Annotated in this window: 18 protein-coding genes; 4 read left to right on the forward strand and 14 right to left on the reverse strand. The window is 64.6% G+C overall.

Annotated features, from left to right (window positions below; genetic code table 11):
* Window positions 1-11: 11 nt before the first annotated feature.
* Window positions 12-1,055, reverse strand: coding sequence for a rod shape-determining protein (locus K3181_RS14585; protein ID WP_221603856.1), 1,044 nt, complete (start codon window positions 1,053-1,055; stop codon window positions 12-14).
* 193 nt (window positions 1,056-1,248) lie between these two features.
* On the opposite strand from K3181_RS14585, the gene mutL reads away from it, so the two are divergent.
* Complete coding sequence (mutL, locus tag K3181_RS14590) at window positions 1,249-3,051, forward strand: DNA mismatch repair endonuclease MutL (protein ID WP_221603857.1); 1,803 nt, start codon at window positions 1,249-1,251, stop codon at window positions 3,049-3,051.
* An 88-nt stretch (window positions 3,052-3,139) separates the two neighbouring features.
* On the opposite strand, the gene K3181_RS14595 is transcribed toward mutL, so the two are convergent.
* Window positions 3,140-4,111, reverse strand: coding sequence for a sensor histidine kinase (locus tag K3181_RS14595; RefSeq protein WP_221603858.1), 972 nt, complete (start codon window positions 4,109-4,111; stop codon window positions 3,140-3,142).
* Between the two features lie 316 nt (window positions 4,112-4,427).
* Here K3181_RS14595 and K3181_RS14600 point away from each other — a divergent pair, with 316 nt between their 5' ends.
* Entirely contained in the window at window positions 4,428-4,913 is a 486-nt protein-coding gene (locus K3181_RS14600) for a hypothetical protein (protein ID WP_221603859.1), read from the forward strand.
* 1 nt (window position 4,914) lies between these two features.
* Here the strand turns inward: K3181_RS14600 and K3181_RS14605 are convergent, their stop codons facing one another.
* The 6 genes from K3181_RS14605 to K3181_RS14630 all read right to left on the reverse strand — a co-directional run bounded on the left by K3181_RS14605 (window position 4,915) and on the right by K3181_RS14630 (window position 10,471).
* On the reverse strand, window positions 4,915-5,373 hold the full coding sequence (locus tag K3181_RS14605; protein ID WP_221603860.1) for a MaoC family dehydratase: 459 nt from the start codon (window positions 5,371-5,373) through the stop codon (window positions 4,915-4,917).
* A 16-nt stretch (window positions 5,374-5,389) separates the two neighbouring features.
* Window positions 5,390-6,130, reverse strand: coding sequence for a glutaredoxin family protein (locus K3181_RS14610; RefSeq protein ID WP_221603861.1), 741 nt, complete (start codon window positions 6,128-6,130; stop codon window positions 5,390-5,392).
* A 37-nt stretch (window positions 6,131-6,167) separates the two neighbouring features.
* On the reverse strand, window positions 6,168-6,965 hold the full coding sequence (locus K3181_RS14615) for a DUF1206 domain-containing protein (RefSeq protein ID WP_221603862.1): 798 nt from the start codon (window positions 6,963-6,965) through the stop codon (window positions 6,168-6,170).
* Between the two features lie 63 nt (window positions 6,966-7,028).
* Complete coding sequence (locus K3181_RS14620; protein ID WP_221603863.1) at window positions 7,029-8,300, reverse strand: alkaline phosphatase family protein; 1,272 nt, start codon at window positions 8,298-8,300, stop codon at window positions 7,029-7,031.
* Window positions 8,301-8,310: 10 nt separating this feature from the next.
* On the reverse strand, window positions 8,311-9,411 hold the full coding sequence (gene ychF, locus K3181_RS14625; protein WP_221603864.1) for a redox-regulated ATPase YchF: 1,101 nt from the start codon (window positions 9,409-9,411) through the stop codon (window positions 8,311-8,313).
* Window positions 9,412-9,475: 64 nt separating this feature from the next.
* Window positions 9,476-10,471 carry an SDR family oxidoreductase gene (locus K3181_RS14630; RefSeq protein WP_221603865.1) on the reverse strand — a complete coding sequence of 332 codons (996 nt, stop codon included), beginning with the start codon at window positions 10,469-10,471 and terminating at the stop codon, window positions 9,476-9,478.
* Window positions 10,472-10,629: 158 nt separating this feature from the next.
* On the opposite strand from K3181_RS14630, the gene K3181_RS14635 reads away from it, so the two are divergent.
* Window positions 10,630-11,652 carry a magnesium transporter gene (locus tag K3181_RS14635; RefSeq protein WP_221603866.1) on the forward strand — a complete coding sequence of 341 codons (1,023 nt, stop codon included), beginning with the start codon at window positions 10,630-10,632 and terminating at the stop codon, window positions 11,650-11,652.
* On the opposite strand, the gene K3181_RS14640 is transcribed toward K3181_RS14635, so the two are convergent.
* The 6 genes from K3181_RS14640 to K3181_RS14665 form a co-directional block, all read right to left on the reverse strand.
* Entirely contained in the window at window positions 11,649-11,870 is a 222-nt protein-coding gene (locus K3181_RS14640) for a PEP-CTERM sorting domain-containing protein (RefSeq protein ID WP_221603867.1), read from the reverse strand. The genes K3181_RS14635 and K3181_RS14640 overlap by 4 nt on opposite strands.
* Before the next feature lie 104 nt (window positions 11,871-11,974).
* Window positions 11,975-12,550, reverse strand: a complete 576-nt coding sequence (gene pth / locus K3181_RS14645; RefSeq protein WP_221603868.1) for an aminoacyl-tRNA hydrolase — start codon at window positions 12,548-12,550, stop codon at window positions 11,975-11,977.
* Window positions 12,551-12,588: 38 nt separating this feature from the next.
* A complete protein-coding gene (locus tag K3181_RS14650) occupies window positions 12,589-13,023 on the reverse strand; it encodes a DUF1330 domain-containing protein (RefSeq protein WP_221603869.1) in 435 nt (144 codons plus the stop codon).
* 78 nt (window positions 13,024-13,101) lie between these two features.
* Window positions 13,102-13,788 carry a 50S ribosomal protein L25/general stress protein Ctc gene (locus tag K3181_RS14655; RefSeq protein ID WP_221603870.1) on the reverse strand — a complete coding sequence of 229 codons (687 nt, stop codon included), beginning with the start codon at window positions 13,786-13,788 and terminating at the stop codon, window positions 13,102-13,104.
* Window positions 13,789-13,910: 122 nt separating this feature from the next.
* Window positions 13,911-14,798: a TraB/GumN family protein gene (locus K3181_RS14660; RefSeq protein WP_221603871.1), complete on the reverse strand. Its 888-nt coding sequence runs from the start codon at window positions 14,796-14,798 to the stop codon at window positions 13,911-13,913.
* 68 nt (window positions 14,799-14,866) lie between these two features.
* Window positions 14,867-15,802, reverse strand: coding sequence for a TraB/GumN family protein (locus K3181_RS14665; RefSeq protein ID WP_221603872.1), 936 nt, complete (start codon window positions 15,800-15,802; stop codon window positions 14,867-14,869).
* A gap of 197 nt (window positions 15,803-15,999) precedes the next feature.
* Between K3181_RS14665 and K3181_RS14670 the strand changes: the two genes are divergently transcribed.
* Window positions 16,000-16,899: a glycine--tRNA ligase subunit alpha gene (locus tag K3181_RS14670; protein ID WP_221603873.1), complete on the forward strand. Its 900-nt coding sequence runs from the start codon at window positions 16,000-16,002 to the stop codon at window positions 16,897-16,899.
* The last annotated feature ends 31 nt before the right edge of the window (window positions 16,900-16,930 follow it).

Consider the following 16,930-nt stretch of genomic DNA (forward strand, 5'->3'; position numbering starts at 1 on the left):
CAATGCCTTCCTTAAGCCGTCATCAGGACGCCGCGATAGATCGGGTCCTCCATCGCGCGGCCGGTGCCGAGTGCGACGCAGGACAGCGGGTCTTCCGCGATCGTCACCGGCAGGCCGGTTTCCTCGCGCAGATATTCGTCGAGGCCGCCGATCAGCGCGCCGCCGCCGGTGAGCACGATGCCCTGGTCGACGATGTCGGCGGCCAGTTCGGGCGCGGTGTTTTCCAGCGCGATGCGCACGCCTTCGACGATCGCGCCGATCGGTTCGGACAGCGCCTCGGCGATGTGGCCTTGGTTGATCGTGATTTCCTTGGGCACGCCGTTGACGAGATCGCGACCCTTGATGGTGATGCTTTCACCAACGCCGTCCTCGGGCTGGCGCGCGACCCCGAAGTCCTTCTTGATCCGCTCTGCGGTGGCGTCGCCGATCAGGAGATTGTGGTGTCGGCGGACATAGGAGACGATCGCTTCGTCCATCTTGTCGCCGCCGGTACGCACCGAGGTGGTGTAGGCGAGACCACGGAGCGAGAGCACGGCGACTTCGGTGGTGCCGCCGCCGATGTCGACGACCATGCTGCCGACCGGCTCGGTCACAGGCATGTCGGCACCGATCGCCGCTGCCATGGGTTCCAGGATCAGGTAGACCTGCGATGCCCCGGCATTGCTGGCCGCGTCGCGGATCGCGCGGCGCTCGACGCTGGTCGAACCCGAGGGCACGCAGATGGTGATCTCGGGATAGCGCATCAGGCTCTTGCGGCCGTTCACCTTGCGGATGAAGTGCTTGATCATCTCTTCGGCGACGTCGAGGTCGGCGATCACGCCGTCGCGCAGCGGGCGGATGGCTTCGATGCTGTCGGGCGTCTTGCCCATCATCATCTTCGCGTCGTCGCCCACGGCCTTGACGCGCTTCATGCCGTTGATCGTCTCGAGCGCGACCACGCTCGGCTCGTTCAGGACGATACCCTGGTCCTGCACGTAAACCAGCGTGTTGGCGGTCCCCAGGTCGATCGCCATGTTCTGCACGCCGAATTTGAAGAGATTGTTCCAGAAGCCCATTGTAACTCGATTTTCCGTTTGTGCGTGGTCAGGCGAGGGGGGATGCGACCCGCTCGCACCTCTCCGGGGGGAATGGTGGCGGTGCCTTAGCGAGATTATGCGGCGAATGCCAAAATTTTCCGCGCTTGCTTCGGGGGAAAGATGAACGCGCCATCTCGGATTCCCGGCGCTTCATCGCTACCATGCCCGATCCATGCCGCAAATCCGTCGCCTGCCCGAGAATTTGGTCAACCGTATCGCCGCCGGCGAGGTGGTCGAGCGGCCCTCTTCGGCGCTCAAGGAACTGGTCGAAAACGCCATCGACGCAGGCGCGTCGCGGATTGCGGTCAAGCTCGTCGAAGGCGGACTCACCAGTCTCGAAGTGACCGACGACGGCTGTGGGATGAGCCCCGATGACATGGCCTTGGCACTCGAACGGCACGCGACCTCGAAACTGCCCGACGAGGCGATCGAGCAGGTGGCGACGCTCGGCTTTCGCGGCGAGGCGCTGCCGAGCATCGCCAGCGTCGCGCGCTTCACGATCGAAAGCCGTCCGCACGGTGCAGAGCAGGGCTGGAAGCGCGTGGTCGATCACGGCGAACTCACCGCCGAAGGCCCCGCCGCGCTGCCGCCGGGCACGCGGGTCCGGGTCGAGAACCTGTTCGGCAAGATCCCCGCGCGGCGCAAGTTCCTCCGCACTTCGCGCAGCGAATACGCCGCCTGCAAGGACGTCGTCCTGCGGCTCGCCATGGCGCGGCCCGATGTGGCGATCACGCTCGACCACGGCGATCGGCGGATCTTCGGCCTGCAGGGTGGGGAGGGGCTGGCCAACCGCGTCGCCCAATTGATCGCGCGCGAACTCAAGGACAATGGCGTCGTGCTCGACATGGAGCGCGGGGCGATGCGGCTGACCGGGATCGCCGGCCTGCCGACCTACAATCGCGGCGTCGCCGACCACCAGTATCTCTTCGTCAACGGTCGTCCGGTGAAGGACCGGCTGCTGACCGGCGCGGTGCGCGGGGCCTATGCCGACATGCTGGCACGCGACCGCCATGCCGTGCTCGCGCTGTTCCTCGAACTGCCCTGCGAGGATGTCGACGTGAACGTCCATCCGGCCAAGACCGAGGTCCGCTTCCGCGATGCGCAGGGCGTCCGCGGCTTCATCGTTTCGGGGCTGCGGCAGGCGTTGGCGACGGGGGACAAGCGCAGCGCGCAGACGCCCGATGCCTCGGCGATGAGCCGCTGGCAGCAGGAGCCGGTGCGTGAGGAGCCTTCACCTGCGCTCCGGTCGATCTTCGAGGGCCGTGACTGGTCGGCGCCGAGCCAAAGGGTGTCCGAGGCAAATGCAGCATGGCGCGGTGTCGAGGCCGATGTCATGGCACAGCCGCGCGGGCGCGCCGAGGAAGCCGCGCCGGTGGCCGAGGAGGCGCAGGACTATCCGCTCGGTATCGCGCGCGGCCAGGTCGCCAACACCTATATCGTCGCCGAAGCGAAGGACGGGCTGGTGCTGGTCGACCAGCATGCCGCGCACGAACGCCTTGTGCTCGAACGCCTGCGCGCAGCCGGGGCCGAGGAGGCCGTCGCGCGCAGCCAGGCGCTGCTGATCCCCGAAGTGGTCGAACTCGACGAGACGAGTTGCGACCGGCTCGAGGAAGCGGCGCCGAAACTGGCCGAGCACGGCCTCGCGATCGAGCGCTTCGGCCCCTCGGCCATGCTGGTGCGCAGCCTGCCGCATGCCATCGCGCGAACCGATCCCGAAAAGCTGCTGCGCGACATCGACGACGATCTCGCGCTCAACGGCGAGGTGCTGCTGCTGGGCGAGAAGCTCGACCTCGTGCTCGCGACCATGGCCTGCCACGGCTCGGTACGCGCCGGCCGCGTCCTGCGGGTCGACGAGATGAACGCGCTACTGCGCGAAATGGAACGCACCCCGCGCTCGGGCCAATGCAACCATGGCCGTCCGACATGGGTCAAGCTGAGCATGGAAGACGTCGAGAAACTGTTTGGCAGGCACTGAAGCCGCCGATTGAAACGGCGTGGAACAGTCTGCTTTCGCAATATGGGTGCTGCTAGCCGAACTTCGTCTAACGACTCCAATAGCTGCCTTATCCGACAACTATATTGATGCGGCTCTCGAGCCCTTCGGGCAAAAAGAGCTGCTCGGTGGTACCTTCCGCTGCAAGTGCCTTTGAGATCAGTTGCGATCCAAATCCGCTATCTCTTTCCTCATCTAGAGGTGGTCCACCATGCTCCTTCCAGACGATACTGACGGTGTCTTCGGCGCAATCAATGTGGACATCTATCTTGCCGGATTCGATGGATAGCGCACCGTATTTGACGGCGTTGGTAAGCAACTCATGGAAGACTAACGCGAGACCTTGGCTAGCCGAAACAGAGAGCTCCGCCTCATCATCCACCGATATATGCATCCGCTCTTCAACGCCTTCAAAGGCCGCAAGCTCTGCATCTAGTATGGGGCTTGGCATCATTGAGGCGGAAGAATTGCCGACTAACAGGTCTTGAGCTCGGGCCAAGGCTCCCACTCTGCCCTCCAATGTGCTTGAGAACCCTTGAATATCCTTTGCACCGCGCGCAGTCATTTTGACCATCGCTTTGATCATGGCCAGCAGGTTTCGAACCCTGTGGTTTAGCTCGTCGGTGATCAGTCGAAGCCTGGCCTCGCTCTGCTTAGACTTGGTTATGTCAATTACGTGGCCGATGAGCCGGATTGTTTTGCCTTCAGCGTCTTTTAGAGGCCGGCCTGCCGCTGCGATCCACCTGAAATGGCCCTTTTTTGTCTTAATCTGACATTCGAACGACCACTCGCGTCCTTCTTCGATGGCGATTTTCTGAAGTTCATCGACCCGCGCTCTATCGCCTTCGACAACATGGTTGAGAAACCGATCATATCGCCATTCAGGCAGCGGTTCATCGTATCCAAAAATCCGATCATGCGTCTCGTTCCTGACAGCCAACTCAGAGCCGATATCGAGCTCCCAGATTCCTATCTGGCTGTTCTCCAACACGAGCCGAAGATGCTCAGCGCTCTGATCGTTAAAAGATTCTAAGTCAGGCATCGGATTGGCAACTAGATTATCGGCGAATGAGTGTCACCTAGCCATTCAGGCGTCCCTCGACGAATAGGGCATACTACTGGCGCTTGTAGGCTTTGTGGCGAACGGCCGCTTCCCACCCAATTTCAGACATAGCCTGGTCCAGCGGCTCATCGAAAAGCTGACGACCAACCTGTGGATCGAGCGCAAAGGGCTAGGGCTCAAACTTGCCCTTGCAGACCGGGGGTGGTTTTGAATCCCTCGAGTTTCGCCGCTTTTCATGCCTCGACAGCGGTTGGTTTAGCGTGGCAGACGTCGAGAAGCTCTTCGGGAGGAACTGATGCGCAGATTGGTCCTGGTTTGTGCGCTGGCGCTCGCCGCGTGTTCGAATGAACCTACCGAAGAGGAGCGCGCGGCTGCGGTCGCCGAGGTCGAAGCCAACCAGACGCCGCCGCCCGAACAGCTCGAGCTTGCGCCGATCCGCTATCGCGAGATCGAGCAACACGACCTGTTCGGGGCGGGGTGCAGTTTCGCGCCCGAAGGTGGTGGCCTTTCCGCGGTTGCGCTGGCGATGGCCGAGACCGGGCATTTCCTGCGCGGCAGCGAGCTGGTGACGATGGCGGCGGACAAGGGAAGCAGGGAGCTGCCCTATCTCGCGCGTCGGAAATACGACGGGAAGGCCTATTCGATGGTGCTCGATCTCGACGAGGCGGAGGGCGAACAATCTGGCGAGGAGACGAGCGACTACCCGGCCACGCTCACGATCCGCGATGCCAACGACGAGGTCGTCTATCGCAAACCGGGCATGGCCCAGTGCGGCGCGTGAGCTAGTCCGATCCTTTTGGGTCGCGCGTGCGGACGAGACCGTTCGAGACCATTTCCATGACCGGCTCGTCGTTCTGGTTGAACACCGTCAGCCGGCTCTTGAAGATCCCCATCTCGGGACGCGAAGCGCTGCGGCGCTTCTCGATGACCTCGCTTTCGCAGCGCAGCGTGTCGCCGGGGTAGACCGGTTTCTTCCAGCGTAGCTGGTCGACGCCCGGCGAACCGAGGCCCGCCTGCCTGTTCGCCTTCAGGTTCTCGACAAGCATCGACATCGTCATCGCACAGGTGTGCCAGCCGCTGGCGGAAATCCGCCCGAAATGCGTCTGAGCAGCGGCGGCATCGTCGAGATGGAAGGGCTGAGGATCGTATTTCGAGGCGAAATCGATCACCTCGTCGCGGGTGACCTCGTAATGCCCGAAGGCCTGCTTGTGCCCGACGGCGATGTCTTCGTAGAATTGCATTGCAGATTGCAATGGATCACATGCTCGGGCGAAGCAACATCCAAATGGCCATGCCGATCATCGCAAGGTTCTCGGTCAGCGAGACGAAGCCCAGAGGCACGTTGCTGGATCCGCCGACGCAGGCGCATTTGATATCGCGCTTCTGGACGTAGACGGCGTAGAAGACGCTCGCCGCGCCGATCGTCCCGATGACCAGCGCCACCGGGATCGACAGCCAGCTCAGGCTGTGGGCCGCCATCAGCACGCCCGCACCGAATTCGAGGAAGGGATAGGCGTAGGAATAGGGGACGAAGCGCTTGGCAAGCAGATCGTAGCCGAGGAACATGGAAGAGAATTTCTCGACGTCCTGCAGCTTGAGCATGGCGAGGATGACCATCGAGAAGGCAATGAACCATTCGGCGGCGCGAAGGGTGAAGGGTGTATCGAAAACGAACTGGCTGATTGCCATGCCAAGCGCGCCCGCCGCAGCGAAGACGGCGAGCACCGGCGTGTAGCTGGTAGTTCCGGGCTCGGGCAGCGGCTTCCCGAAATGCGCCCTCAGATCCGTGTAACCGCCGATGCGTTTGCCATCGATGAAGGTCTGGGGCGTGGTCTCGACCCCGTGCCTCTCCTTGAAGGCGTCGGTTTCCTCGCGCGTGGTGAGGTGGCGATCCTCAACCTGGTAGCCCTCGCGCTCGAGGAGCCATTTCGACTTGATGCCATAGGGACAGACATGCTTGTCCATGACCATGCGGTAGAGTTCTGCAGTCTTCGTCATAGTGGCGCAGATATACCCCCTGGGGGTATAGTTCAAGTCAGGCGCGGAACTGCGGTACCTTTCCGTGGACGCCCATGTCGGGAATGATCCGGTAACGGGCCAGGACGAAGCTGAAGAGGCCGAAAGCGAGCAGGCCGATCGCGACGAGGGTGAAGACGACCCCTTCGCCTGCAAGGCTGGCGACCGCGTCGCCAAGCGTCTTTACCTGATCCGAACCGCCCGACATGAAGCCCGCCTTGAACAGTGACCAGCCGATCACGAGGAACACCACGGCCCGCGCGACATAGCCGATGCCGCCGATCAGCCGCGTCTGATTGGGCGCCCGCGCGCTAATGCGGTGCATGAAGCTGCCTGTCAGGCCCTTCTTCGCCTGGAAGAAGGCGGTTGCGAAGAAGGCGATGCCGAGAAGGCCGAGCACGACCCCGCCGAATTCCATCGACAGTACACCCGAGGCCGCTTCCTGCGCACCACCGCCGCTGTCGCGGCCCGCGGTGGCGAACTTGTACGCCGAATAGGCGAGCGCGAGATGGCCGATCGCGCTTCCCGCATGGCCAAGGCGATGGGCCCAGCCGGTCGTGTCGCTACCCTGGTTCTCGATATCGAAGACAGTCGAGGCGAAGCGGAACAGAGCGTAGGCCAGCAAGCCGACGACCATCAGCCAGAGGACGACGGTGCCGAGCGGAAAGTCCTGGATCGCCTCGAAGACGCCGTTGGTGCCCTTGCTGATCCGTCCGGCACTGGTCAGCGCGATGAGGCCGAGCATTGAATAGAGGATCGCGCGACTGAAATAGCCGACCCGTACCAGCGTGCTGAACTTTTCGGACTTGTCGACCACCGATGTCTCCCCGTTGAACTTTGTATGCCAACGGGGAGGGGGCGAGGCCGTTCCGCGACCGGGCTAGTTTTGTGACGCGAGCGCGTCGCTGACATCCGCTAATCTGCCGTCGCTGCGCGCCGCCTGCGGCAGGCCGATGAGTTCGCGCAGCAGCGGTGTGATCGCCGTGTTCTGAAAGCCGTCGAGGGTGAGGCCGCTGCGGAAGGCCGGGCCGTTGGCGATGAACAGCGCTGCCATTTCGGGTGCGAAGGGATCGTAGCCGTGGTTCCCCCCGCTCCAGCTTCCCTCCGATGCGGCGGGAGCGATCGTCCAGCCCGTGTCGGGCAGGCAGAAATAGGGCGGGATGCGCTTGTGCGTGCCGTATTCGAAGCGCGTCGGGATCTCGGACTTGCGCCAGCATTCCATGTGCTCGTGCTCGCGCAGGAGCGCCGCTTCGAGAACTGCGGTATTGCCTTCGGTCGGCTCGAAAGTGGCATAGGCGCCACCTTCGACGAGCCGATAGAGCGATGGATCGACGATATCGGCGAGCACGACCATCTTGTCCGACCCCGTGGCGGCCATGCCGTGATCGGCGACGATCACCAGGTTGGCAGGCTGGTGCAGCGTTTCGAGCCCGGTCACGAGGTTGGCGATGTGGCGGTCGATATCGCGCAAGGCGGCATCGACTTCTTCGCTCTGCGGGCCACCGCCGTGCCCTGCGCTGTCGACCGTGTCGAAATAAAGCGTGACGAATTCGGGACGGATGTCGGACGGGCGGCGGAGCCAGTCGAGCACCGAATTGACCCGCTGGGTATTGGTCACCTGCATGCTGAAGGCCTGCCAGTCGCTCGCCATTTCGCCGTCGGTGACGGGGCCGTAGCGCACCGCCGTGCCGCCCCAGGGGACCGCCGAGCCGGGCCAGAACATCGCCGCGCTGCGGATGCTCGCTTCCTCGGCCTCGACCCAGATCGGCTTGGCCTCGCTCCACCACCAGGGATCTACAGTGGCCATGGTGAAGGTCTCGTCCGGGCGCTCCGGATCTTCCATGCTGTTGGCGATGATGCCGTGATGGTCGGGGACGAGCCCGGTGACGAGCGTCCAGTGGTTGGGGAAGGTCTTCGAGGGGAAGGACGGACGCATCGAGGCGCGTACGCCCTCCGCGGCGAGGCGCGACAGCGTCGGCGTGAGGCCGCGATCGAGATAGTCGGCGCGAAAGCCGTCGATCGAGACGAGAATCGTGACCGGTTCGCGCTGCTCTACCGCCGGCGCGCTCGCGGCCGGCGGTTCGGCGTAGCTCGTGCACCCGGAGATCGTCGACGCGAGACCGAGGGCGAGGGCGGCAGCGATCCGGTTCATGGGGTTTTCCTCAGACGTTGAACTTGAACAGCATGACGTCGCCGTCCTGCACGAGATATTCCTTGCCTTCCTGGCGCAGCTTGCCCGCTTCGCGCGCACCGCTTTCGCCGCCGAGGGCGACGTAGTCATCGAAGGCAATTGTTTCAGCGCGAATAAAGCCGCGCTCGAAATCGGTGTGGATCTCGCCCGCCGCCTGCGGGGCCTTGGCGCCCGCGGGGAAGGTCCATGCGCGCGCTTCCTTGGGGCCGCAGGTGAAGAAGGTCTGCAGGCCGAGCAGCTTGTATCCCGCCTTGATGACGCGGCTGAGCCCCGATTCATCGAGTCCGAGCTCGGCGAGGAATTCGGCGCGCTCCTCGACCGGCATGGCGACCAGTTCGGCTTCGATCGCGGCGGAGACGACCACCGCCTCGGCGCCTTCGGCCGCGGCCTTGGCGAAGACCTGCTCGCTCAGCGCATTGCCGGAGGCGGCGTCTTCCTCGGCGACGTTGCAAACATAGAGCACCGGCTTGGCGGTGAGCAGCTGCGCCTGGCGGAAGACGCGCGCTTCCTCCTCGTCCTTGGGCTCGGTCAGCCGCGCGGGCTTGCCGTCGCGCAGCAGCTCGAGCGCCTGGCCGAGCACCGAAGCGGTGAGCTTGGCTTCCTTGTCGCCGCCGGTGGCGCGCTTCTGCGCCGCGGGAACGCGCTTTTCGAGGCTCTCGAGGTCGGCGAGCAACAGTTCGGTCTCGACGACTTCGGCATCGGCCAGCGGGTCGACCTTGTTGGCGACGTGCTGGATGTCGTCGTCCTCGAAGCAGCGCAGCACGTGGACGATCGCGTCGACCTCGCGGATATTGCCGAGGAACTGGTTGCCGAGGCCTTCGCCCTTGCTCGCGCCCTTCACCAGGCCGGCGATGTCGACGAAGGCGAGCTGCGTCGGGATGATCTTGGCCGAGCCGGCGATCGCAGCGATCTGGTCGAGCCGCGTATCGGGCACCGCCACCTGGCCAACGTTCGGCTCGATCGTGCAGAAGGGATAGTTCGCGGCCTGCGCGGCCTGCGTCTCGGTCAGTGCATTGAACAGGGTGGACTTGCCGACATTCGGCAGGCCGACGATCCCGCAGCGGAAACCCATCAGAAACTCCGGAAAATATGTGTGGCGCGCGCCTTAGACGCGCCCCGCGCGAAATGCCAGAGCGTCAGACGTGGTGCACCGCCTTGATCAGCGGGCCGTAGCCGCTTTCGCCGAGCCATCCCACCTGCGTCTTCGCGCAGACCTCGTTGATCGCCACCTGCGGGATCGCCCCGCCGCTGACCGGCAGGCGGACGGGGCGCGTGCCGGGCGCCATCCCGAGGACCTTCGCCATCGCACGCGGCACGTCCATCGGATCCGCGCTGCGGCCCGAACCGTCCTCGGTTCCCATGCGCGCGACCACCTGTGGATAGCCGTCGAGATGGAGCGGCGAGGACCGTTCCTTCAGCTCCCGCGAATAGCGGTTGCGGTTGACCCAGACCTTGGTCGGATAGCCGCCCGGCTCGATCACGGTCACGCCGATATTGTGCGGCACGAGCTCGTATGCGAGCTGCTCGAACATCGCCTCGACCGCGAATTTGGTCGCCGAGTAATGACCGGCATAGGGGACGATCACGCGGCCGAGCTGGCTCGCGACGGCGAAGATGTGGCCCTGCTGGCGCGCGCGCATGCCGGGCAGCACCGCGCGGGCGAGGCGATGGTAGCCGAGGACATTGGTGTCGAAGGCCAGCTTCGTCGCTTCCATGTCCTGCACCTCGACCGGGCCGGTGATGCCGACCCCGGCATTGTTGACCAGCACGTCGAGCCCGCGACCGGCGATCCGCTCGGCTTCGGCAACCGCCTGCGCCACTTCATCGTCGAGCAACACGTCGAGCTGCAGCACGTGGATGTCGAGCTTCTCGTCGCGGGCCAGTTGGCGCAGTTCCTCGGCCTCGGGGCGCGGTGTGTTGCGCATGGTGGCGAAGACGGTCGCGCCAAAGCGGGCGAAATGTTCGCTGGCCAGTCGGCCGAAGCCCGACGAGGTACCGGTGATGAGGATCGCCTTGCCAGCCAGATCGGGCACGGCGTCCAGAACATCCTTGGCAGCAAGCCGTGTCGTCGAAGCGAGTGCGCCGATGGCGGCGGCCCCGGCGAGCAGGGAGCGGCGGGTCAGGTCGGACATGGTTCTCTCCTCTCGGCGACAGCATGCAGCGCAGGTCCGGATTTTGCCAGCACGGGAAGTGTTTTGCTTGCGCCCCGCAATGCTCTAATAGTGAAGCATAACAGAAAGGGCCGGGTCGCGAACGAATCGTCAACGGGGGTCCTTCACATATGTCGACCATGGTTTTGAGCGAAGCCGAGGAGCGGGCAGAAGCGCTTCTCCGCGCCGGCAAGACGGAGAATACCGTCGCCAGCCTGATGCAGCCCGCAGTGGGCATATTCGCGCCCACCACCACCGTCGCCGAAGCGACCGAGGTCCTCCGCCAGCAGGTTCGCGCAGCCTTCATCACTTATCTCTATGTGGTCGATTGCGCGAACCACCTGCTCGGCCTCGTGGTGATGCGCGAGATGCTGCTTGCGACGCCCGAGACCACGCTGGAGGAGATCATGATCAAGGATCCCTTCGCGCTCCAACGCGACATGTCGCTCGGCGATGCGCTGAAGGCGGCACTGCGTAAGCATTTCCCGGTCTATCCCATCGTCGATGCCGACTACCGCCTCGTCGGTTTGGTGCGGGGGGCCGAGCTCTTTGCCAATCGCGCCATCGAACTGTCTGCCCAAGCGGGTGAAATGGTCGGTGTCGAGAAGGAAGAACGGCTGTTCACCCCGCTGCTGACGAGCCTCAAGCTGCGCCATCCCTGGCTGCAGGTGAACCTGCTCACCGCTTTCGTGGCTGCGGCGGTGGTCGGCATGTTCGAAGACACCCTCAGCCGGCTCGTCATTCTCGCCGTCTTCCTCCCCGTGATGGCGGGTCAGACGGGCAATACGGGGTGCCAGGCGCTGGCCGTGGCCTTGCGCGGTATGACGCTGGGCGAGGTCAATGCCGACAGCGCCCGCCATCTGGTGCGCAAGGAAGGGACGCTCGGCTTCGCCAACGGCTTGCTCGTCGGGGTCACCGCGGGCGCGGGAATGTTCGCCTATGCGCTGATGCAGGGCGAGGCCGACCCGGTCTGGTTCGGGATCGTCGTGCTGATCTCGATGGTGCTTGCCTGCACCGTGAGCGGGATCGCCGGAGCGCTGATCCCGCTCACGCTCAAGCGGCTCGGCGCCGATCCTGCGACCGCATCGAGCATCTTCCTTACAACGATGAGCGACGTCGCCAGCATGGGCGTGTTTCTAGGACTGGCGACTCTGCTGCTTTAGCCCTTCTGCTTGCGCTTGCGGCGGCGATAGAGGGCAGCGGCGGCGCCATACCCGGCAAGGCCCGTGCCCATCATAGCGAACGAGCCCGGTTCGGGCACGGCGGTTCCGCCACTTCCAGCAGTCTCGCCGGGTTCTCTCGGCGGCTTGGTCATTGCCGACGCCGAGCTGGCGGCGACGAGGAGCGAAGCTGTGGCGAGTGCGAGATTGACGAGGCGCATGATCGAGACTCCGAATGACACACCGGCTGTATGATAGAGATAATTTCTCGGTGCAGTGCTGGCGTAGCCACCGTACCGGATTGGCACATCGGAGATCGCGCCGGTTAAACCGTGTCCTGCATCCTGCGGGCATATTCGCTCATGAAACGCGCATCGTCGCCGCGCGCCAGCCATTCCGCCTCCGCGCCGATCGCACCGAGCATGTCGGCGAGATCGTCCATTTCCGCCTTGGCGTAATTGCCCAGCACATGCCCGTGGACGCGCTCCTTCGATCCGGGGTGGCCGATGCCGATGCGCACGCGGCGGAAATCGGGGCCGAGGTGCTGGCTAATCGACCGCAGGCCGTTGTGCCCCGCGAGCCCGCCGCCGGTGCGGACCTTGACCTTGAACGGGGCGAGGTCGAGTTCGTCGTGGAACACGGTCAGCGCGTCGGGCTCGAGCTTGTAGAAGCGCAATGCCTCGCCCACCGCGCGGCCGCTCTCGTTCATGAAGGTCGCGGGCTTGAGCAGCAGGATTTTCTGCGTGCCGATGCGGCCTTCGCGGACCCAACCCGAAAATTTCTTCTGCACCGGGCCGAAACCATACATGTGGGCAATCACGTCGACCGCCATGAAGCCGACATTGTGCCGGTGCATCGCATATTGCGGTCCGGGGTTTCCGAGGCCTGTCCAGATTTGCATGGCGCGCTGTTAGCTGCTGTCTGCCGTGAACCCAAGCCCTAGGCGGGCGCGGCGCCCGGCCACAGCGGCAGTAGGCGAGAATCGCACACGGCCGCAGTGCGATGCTGCGTGATGCGCTGCGCAGCCGGGTCGGAGGCGAAAGCCAGGAAGCTGGCCTTGCTCGCCTGCTTCACCAGCATGGCGAAGTCCCAGCTCTCGTCCTCGGGCCCGATCAGGAAGGCATCGGCCTTGCCCGCGAACAGCACTTCGCCGCCGCTGGCCACCAGCAGGGGATCGAGCTCCGCCATGTAGCGGGCATAGGCCTCGGCGCCGCTCGCCCCGCCCTGGGGTTCGAGATCGGGCGCATGGGCATAGTCGGCGCGGGCGCGGAAGCGCAGCAGGTTGAGCATGACCACCGGCCCGTCGCCGGGGGTGCCGAAAAAACGCGCGCCTGCCTGCGGCGAGACGTCGAGATAGGTCGGGGCATCGGTCATCGCGGCTCTCCCAAAGCAAAACGCCGGCCCCGCTGGGGGCCGGCGTCTCGTATATGCCGAAGCGGCAGGTGGAAAGGATCAGTCCTCGCCGCCTTCGCCTTCGCCTTCTGCTTCTTCCTCGGCGTCCTGCTCGGTGGCGGGGACGTCGTCGGCAGCGGTTTCACCTTCTTGCGTGGTGTCGCCTTCGGCCTTCTTGAGCGCCGAGGGAGCGACCAGCGTGGCGATGGTGAAGTCGCGATCGGTGATCGCGCTCTCGCTGCCCTTGGGCAGGGTCACTTCGCTGATGTGGATCGAATCGCCGACCGCCTTGCCGGTGACGTCGATTTCGATCTCGCTCGGGATTTTGTCGGCTTCGCAGACCAGTTCGAGCTCGTGACGGACGATGTTCAGCACGCCGCCCTTCTTGAGACCCGGCGAGGCTTCTTCGTTGGTGAACACGACCGGGACGCTGACTTCGACCTTGGCGTTCTTCGACAGACGCAGGAAGTCGACGTGCTCGGGGCGGTCGTTGACGGGGTGCAGGGCGACGTCCTTGGGAAGCGTGCGCAGCTTCTTGCCGCCCACTTCGATCTCGACGATCGAGTTCATGAAGTGACCGGTCATCAGCTGACGGACCAGTTCCTTCTCTTCCACGTGAATCAGGGTGGGTTCTTCCTTGCCGCCATAGATCACGGCGGGGACACGGCCATCGCGACGCAGTGCACGGGAGGCTCCCTTGCCAGCCCGTTCGCGCGTCTCGGCCGGCAGGGTCAGAGCGTCGCTCATGTCACTTACCTTTCGAATGCATATTGGTTACCCGGTCCACCACGCCTCCAGGGATGACCATGGTGCCGGAGGCGCGCGCCTAGCAGGATGCGCGGGAAAAGCAAGCGCGAAGAGCGCGTGCTCTATTCGATGCGGCGGACCTTGTATCCGCGCGCCGCGAGCATGGCGGGGAGGCCCGCTTCGCCGAGCAGATGCCCGGCGCCGACTGCGATCAGCGGCTTCTCGCGGGCCGAGAGGAGGTTCTCGATCTGCGCCGCCCAGCTGGCATTGCGATCGACGAGCAGGGCCTGGACAAGTTCGGGATCGGCCAGGATCCCGCGCCGGGTGAGCTGCTCGAGCTGGTCGGTATCGCCCGCCAGCCAGGCCTTGGCGAGCGTGCCGATCCCGTCTTCGTAATCGCGCGATTCCTTGAGCACCGCGTTGAGCAGGTCGCGCTGCTCGGTTTCGGGCAGGGAGTCGAAGATTTCGAGCTGCGCGCGGGCGCCCTCCAGCTCGACCACCTCGCGCTTGTCGAAGGCCGCCAGCAAGGCGCGGTCGGCACCGTTTTCGGACTTGGCCGATTGCGCCACCTGCGCCAGGGCCAGCGCTGCGGCCCAGCTTTCCATCGGATCGAAATAGGCGCGGCGGACCTTGGCCCTGACCAGCAGCGTTTCGAATTCGTCGGTCAGCTCGGGATCGATCCGCTGCGCGATCGGACCGGCGGGGCGGTCGAAGGCCATCTGCTCGAAAATCTTCGAAAGCTCGGCACTGTCCTCGAGATTGGCGACCTCGACCACGAGCATGTCGGCCTTTCCGAGGATGCCGTCGAGCTTGGGCGAGCGCCATTTTGTGTTGTCGGGCAGGGCATGGATCGTGCCGAACATCCAGCCTTCGACCGCACCCTTGCTGTCGGTGATTTCCCACAGTGCGGGGTAGGGGCCTTCAGGCTTGGCATCGTCGGCCTGCTTGCCGCAGGCGGTGAGCAGCAGCACCAGCGCGAGGCAGAGCGAGGAGAGCGAGCGGGCGGTCACGCTCGCTTCCCTGCATTGTTTGAAGCGCTTGGCAAGATTGGATTTCTGCCTGACCGCCAGCGGGACAATTACTGCACGCGCGTCACGGTGAGGCCGCGACTGGCGAGATAGTCCTGCACGCTGCGCGAACCGGCGAGATGACCCGCGCCGACCGCGAGGAAGACCGTGCCGGGGGTGTCGAGCCGCGTGTCGATCCAGTCGGCCCAGCGGGCGTTGCGATCATAGAGCAGCGCATCGGCCAGTACCTGGTCGGTCAGTCCCTGGTTCATCAGCTCGGCGAGGCCGTCTGCGTCGCCTTCCATCCACTCGGCGACCATGCGCTTCATCAGCGGGACGATCTGGTCGATATTGTCGGCGGCGACCATCATGAAGGCGATCTGCGAATCCTCGGGCAGTCCGTCGAAGAGGTTGATCTGGTCGTCGAGCGATTCGAGCCCGGCGCGCTTGGCATCGGCCGGGGCGAGCTTCTCGATCATCGCCTCGACGCCGCTTTCGGCGGAATAGCCTTCCTTCATCAGTGGAAGGACACCGAGATTCATGCCGGCGAACCAGGGCTCGAAGGGGTCGAACGCCGCCGGGGGCATGCCGAGCGCGCCCAGCGCCGCTTCGTAGCTCGCGCGATCTGTGTCGCTGAGCTGGTCGCGAAGGGTCTCGCCCTCAGGTAGCATGGCCTTGCTCATGACCATCTGCTGCGCCGCCGGGTCCTGCGCCGCCGAGGCGGGGATTTCGGTGATCAGTTCGTCCGCTCCGGAGAGGGCGTTCTCGATCGGGCCGCCGTACCATTCGGTGCCCTTGGGCAGCGCGTGCACCGTCCCGAAGAGGTAGATCGTGGTGTCTTCGTCGGCGACCTTCCACAGCGCGGGGCCCGCGCGCTCGGCCGGCTGCGGTTGGGCGATTTCGGGCGCGGGGGCGGACGCCAGCTCGCCCTCAGACGACGCGGCGCATCCCTGCAGCAGCAGCGCGACGGCGGGCAGCCAGGCGAAGTGGGTGGCGGAGATTTTCATGAACTGGGTTCCTTACTGGTGCCGACGGATTTGTCAGCAGTGATTTCGGCGCCGACGGGGGTCAGCGGCCCGCACCCTATGTCAAGCAAGCTTTCCAATGTCAAATAACCTTTACTAAAAGTCATGTTTCCGTGTCATGGGCCTTCCCGCTTCCTCAGGATTGACCCCGTTTCGCGCTTGCGCCATTGCCCGCCGCCATGGACCGCAACCCGCAAAATTCCTTCCAGGACATGATCCTTGCGCTGCACGATTTCTGGAGCGCGCAGGGGTGCCTCATCCTGCAGCCCTACGACATGCGCATGGGCGCCGGCACCTTCCACACCGCGACCACCCTGCGCGCGCTCGGCCCCGAGCCGTGGAACGCCGCCTTCGTCCAGCCCTGCCGCCGCCCGACCGACGGCCGCTATGGCGAGAATCCCAACCGCCTGCAGCACTATTACCAGTACCAGGTGATCCTGAAGCCGAGCCCGGCGAACATCCAGGACCTCTATCTCGAGAGCCTGCGCGTCATCGGGATCGATCCCTTGAAGCACGATATCCGCTTCGTCGAGGACGACTGGGAAAGCCCCACGCTCGGCGCCTGGGGTCTGGGCTGGGAGGTCTGGTGCGACGGGATGGAAGTCACCCAGTTCACCTATTTCCAGCAGATGGGCGGCTTCGACTGCAAGCCGGTCGCGGGCGAGCTGACCTACGGGCTCGAACGCTTGGCGATGTATATCCAGGGCGTCGACAACGTCTACGACCTCGCCTTCAACGATCGCGGCGTGAGCTATGGCGACGTCTTCCTCGAGAACGAGAAGCAGATGTCGAAGTGGAACTTCGAGGTTGCCGAGACCGATGCGCTGTTCGACCTGTTCAACAAGGCCGAGGCCGAGTGCCGCAACGCGCTCGATGCCAATGTCCCGATCGCCGCCTACGAGCAGGCGGTCGAGGCGAGCCACATCTTCAACCTGCTGCAGGCGCGCGGCGTCATCAGCGTGCAGGAACGCGCCAGCTACATGGGCCGCGTCCGCGACCTCGCGCGCGGCGCCTGCGAAGCGCATATGGCCAAGGAAGCGCCCGCCTGGGCCGCAAAATATCCGGAGTGGTCGAAATGAACGCCCTCGCACCACACCCGCTCATGCTGAG

This window comes from Qipengyuania mesophila, from assembly GCF_019711655.1.
GTDB lineage: Bacteria > Pseudomonadota > Alphaproteobacteria > Sphingomonadales > Sphingomonadaceae > Qipengyuania > Qipengyuania mesophila.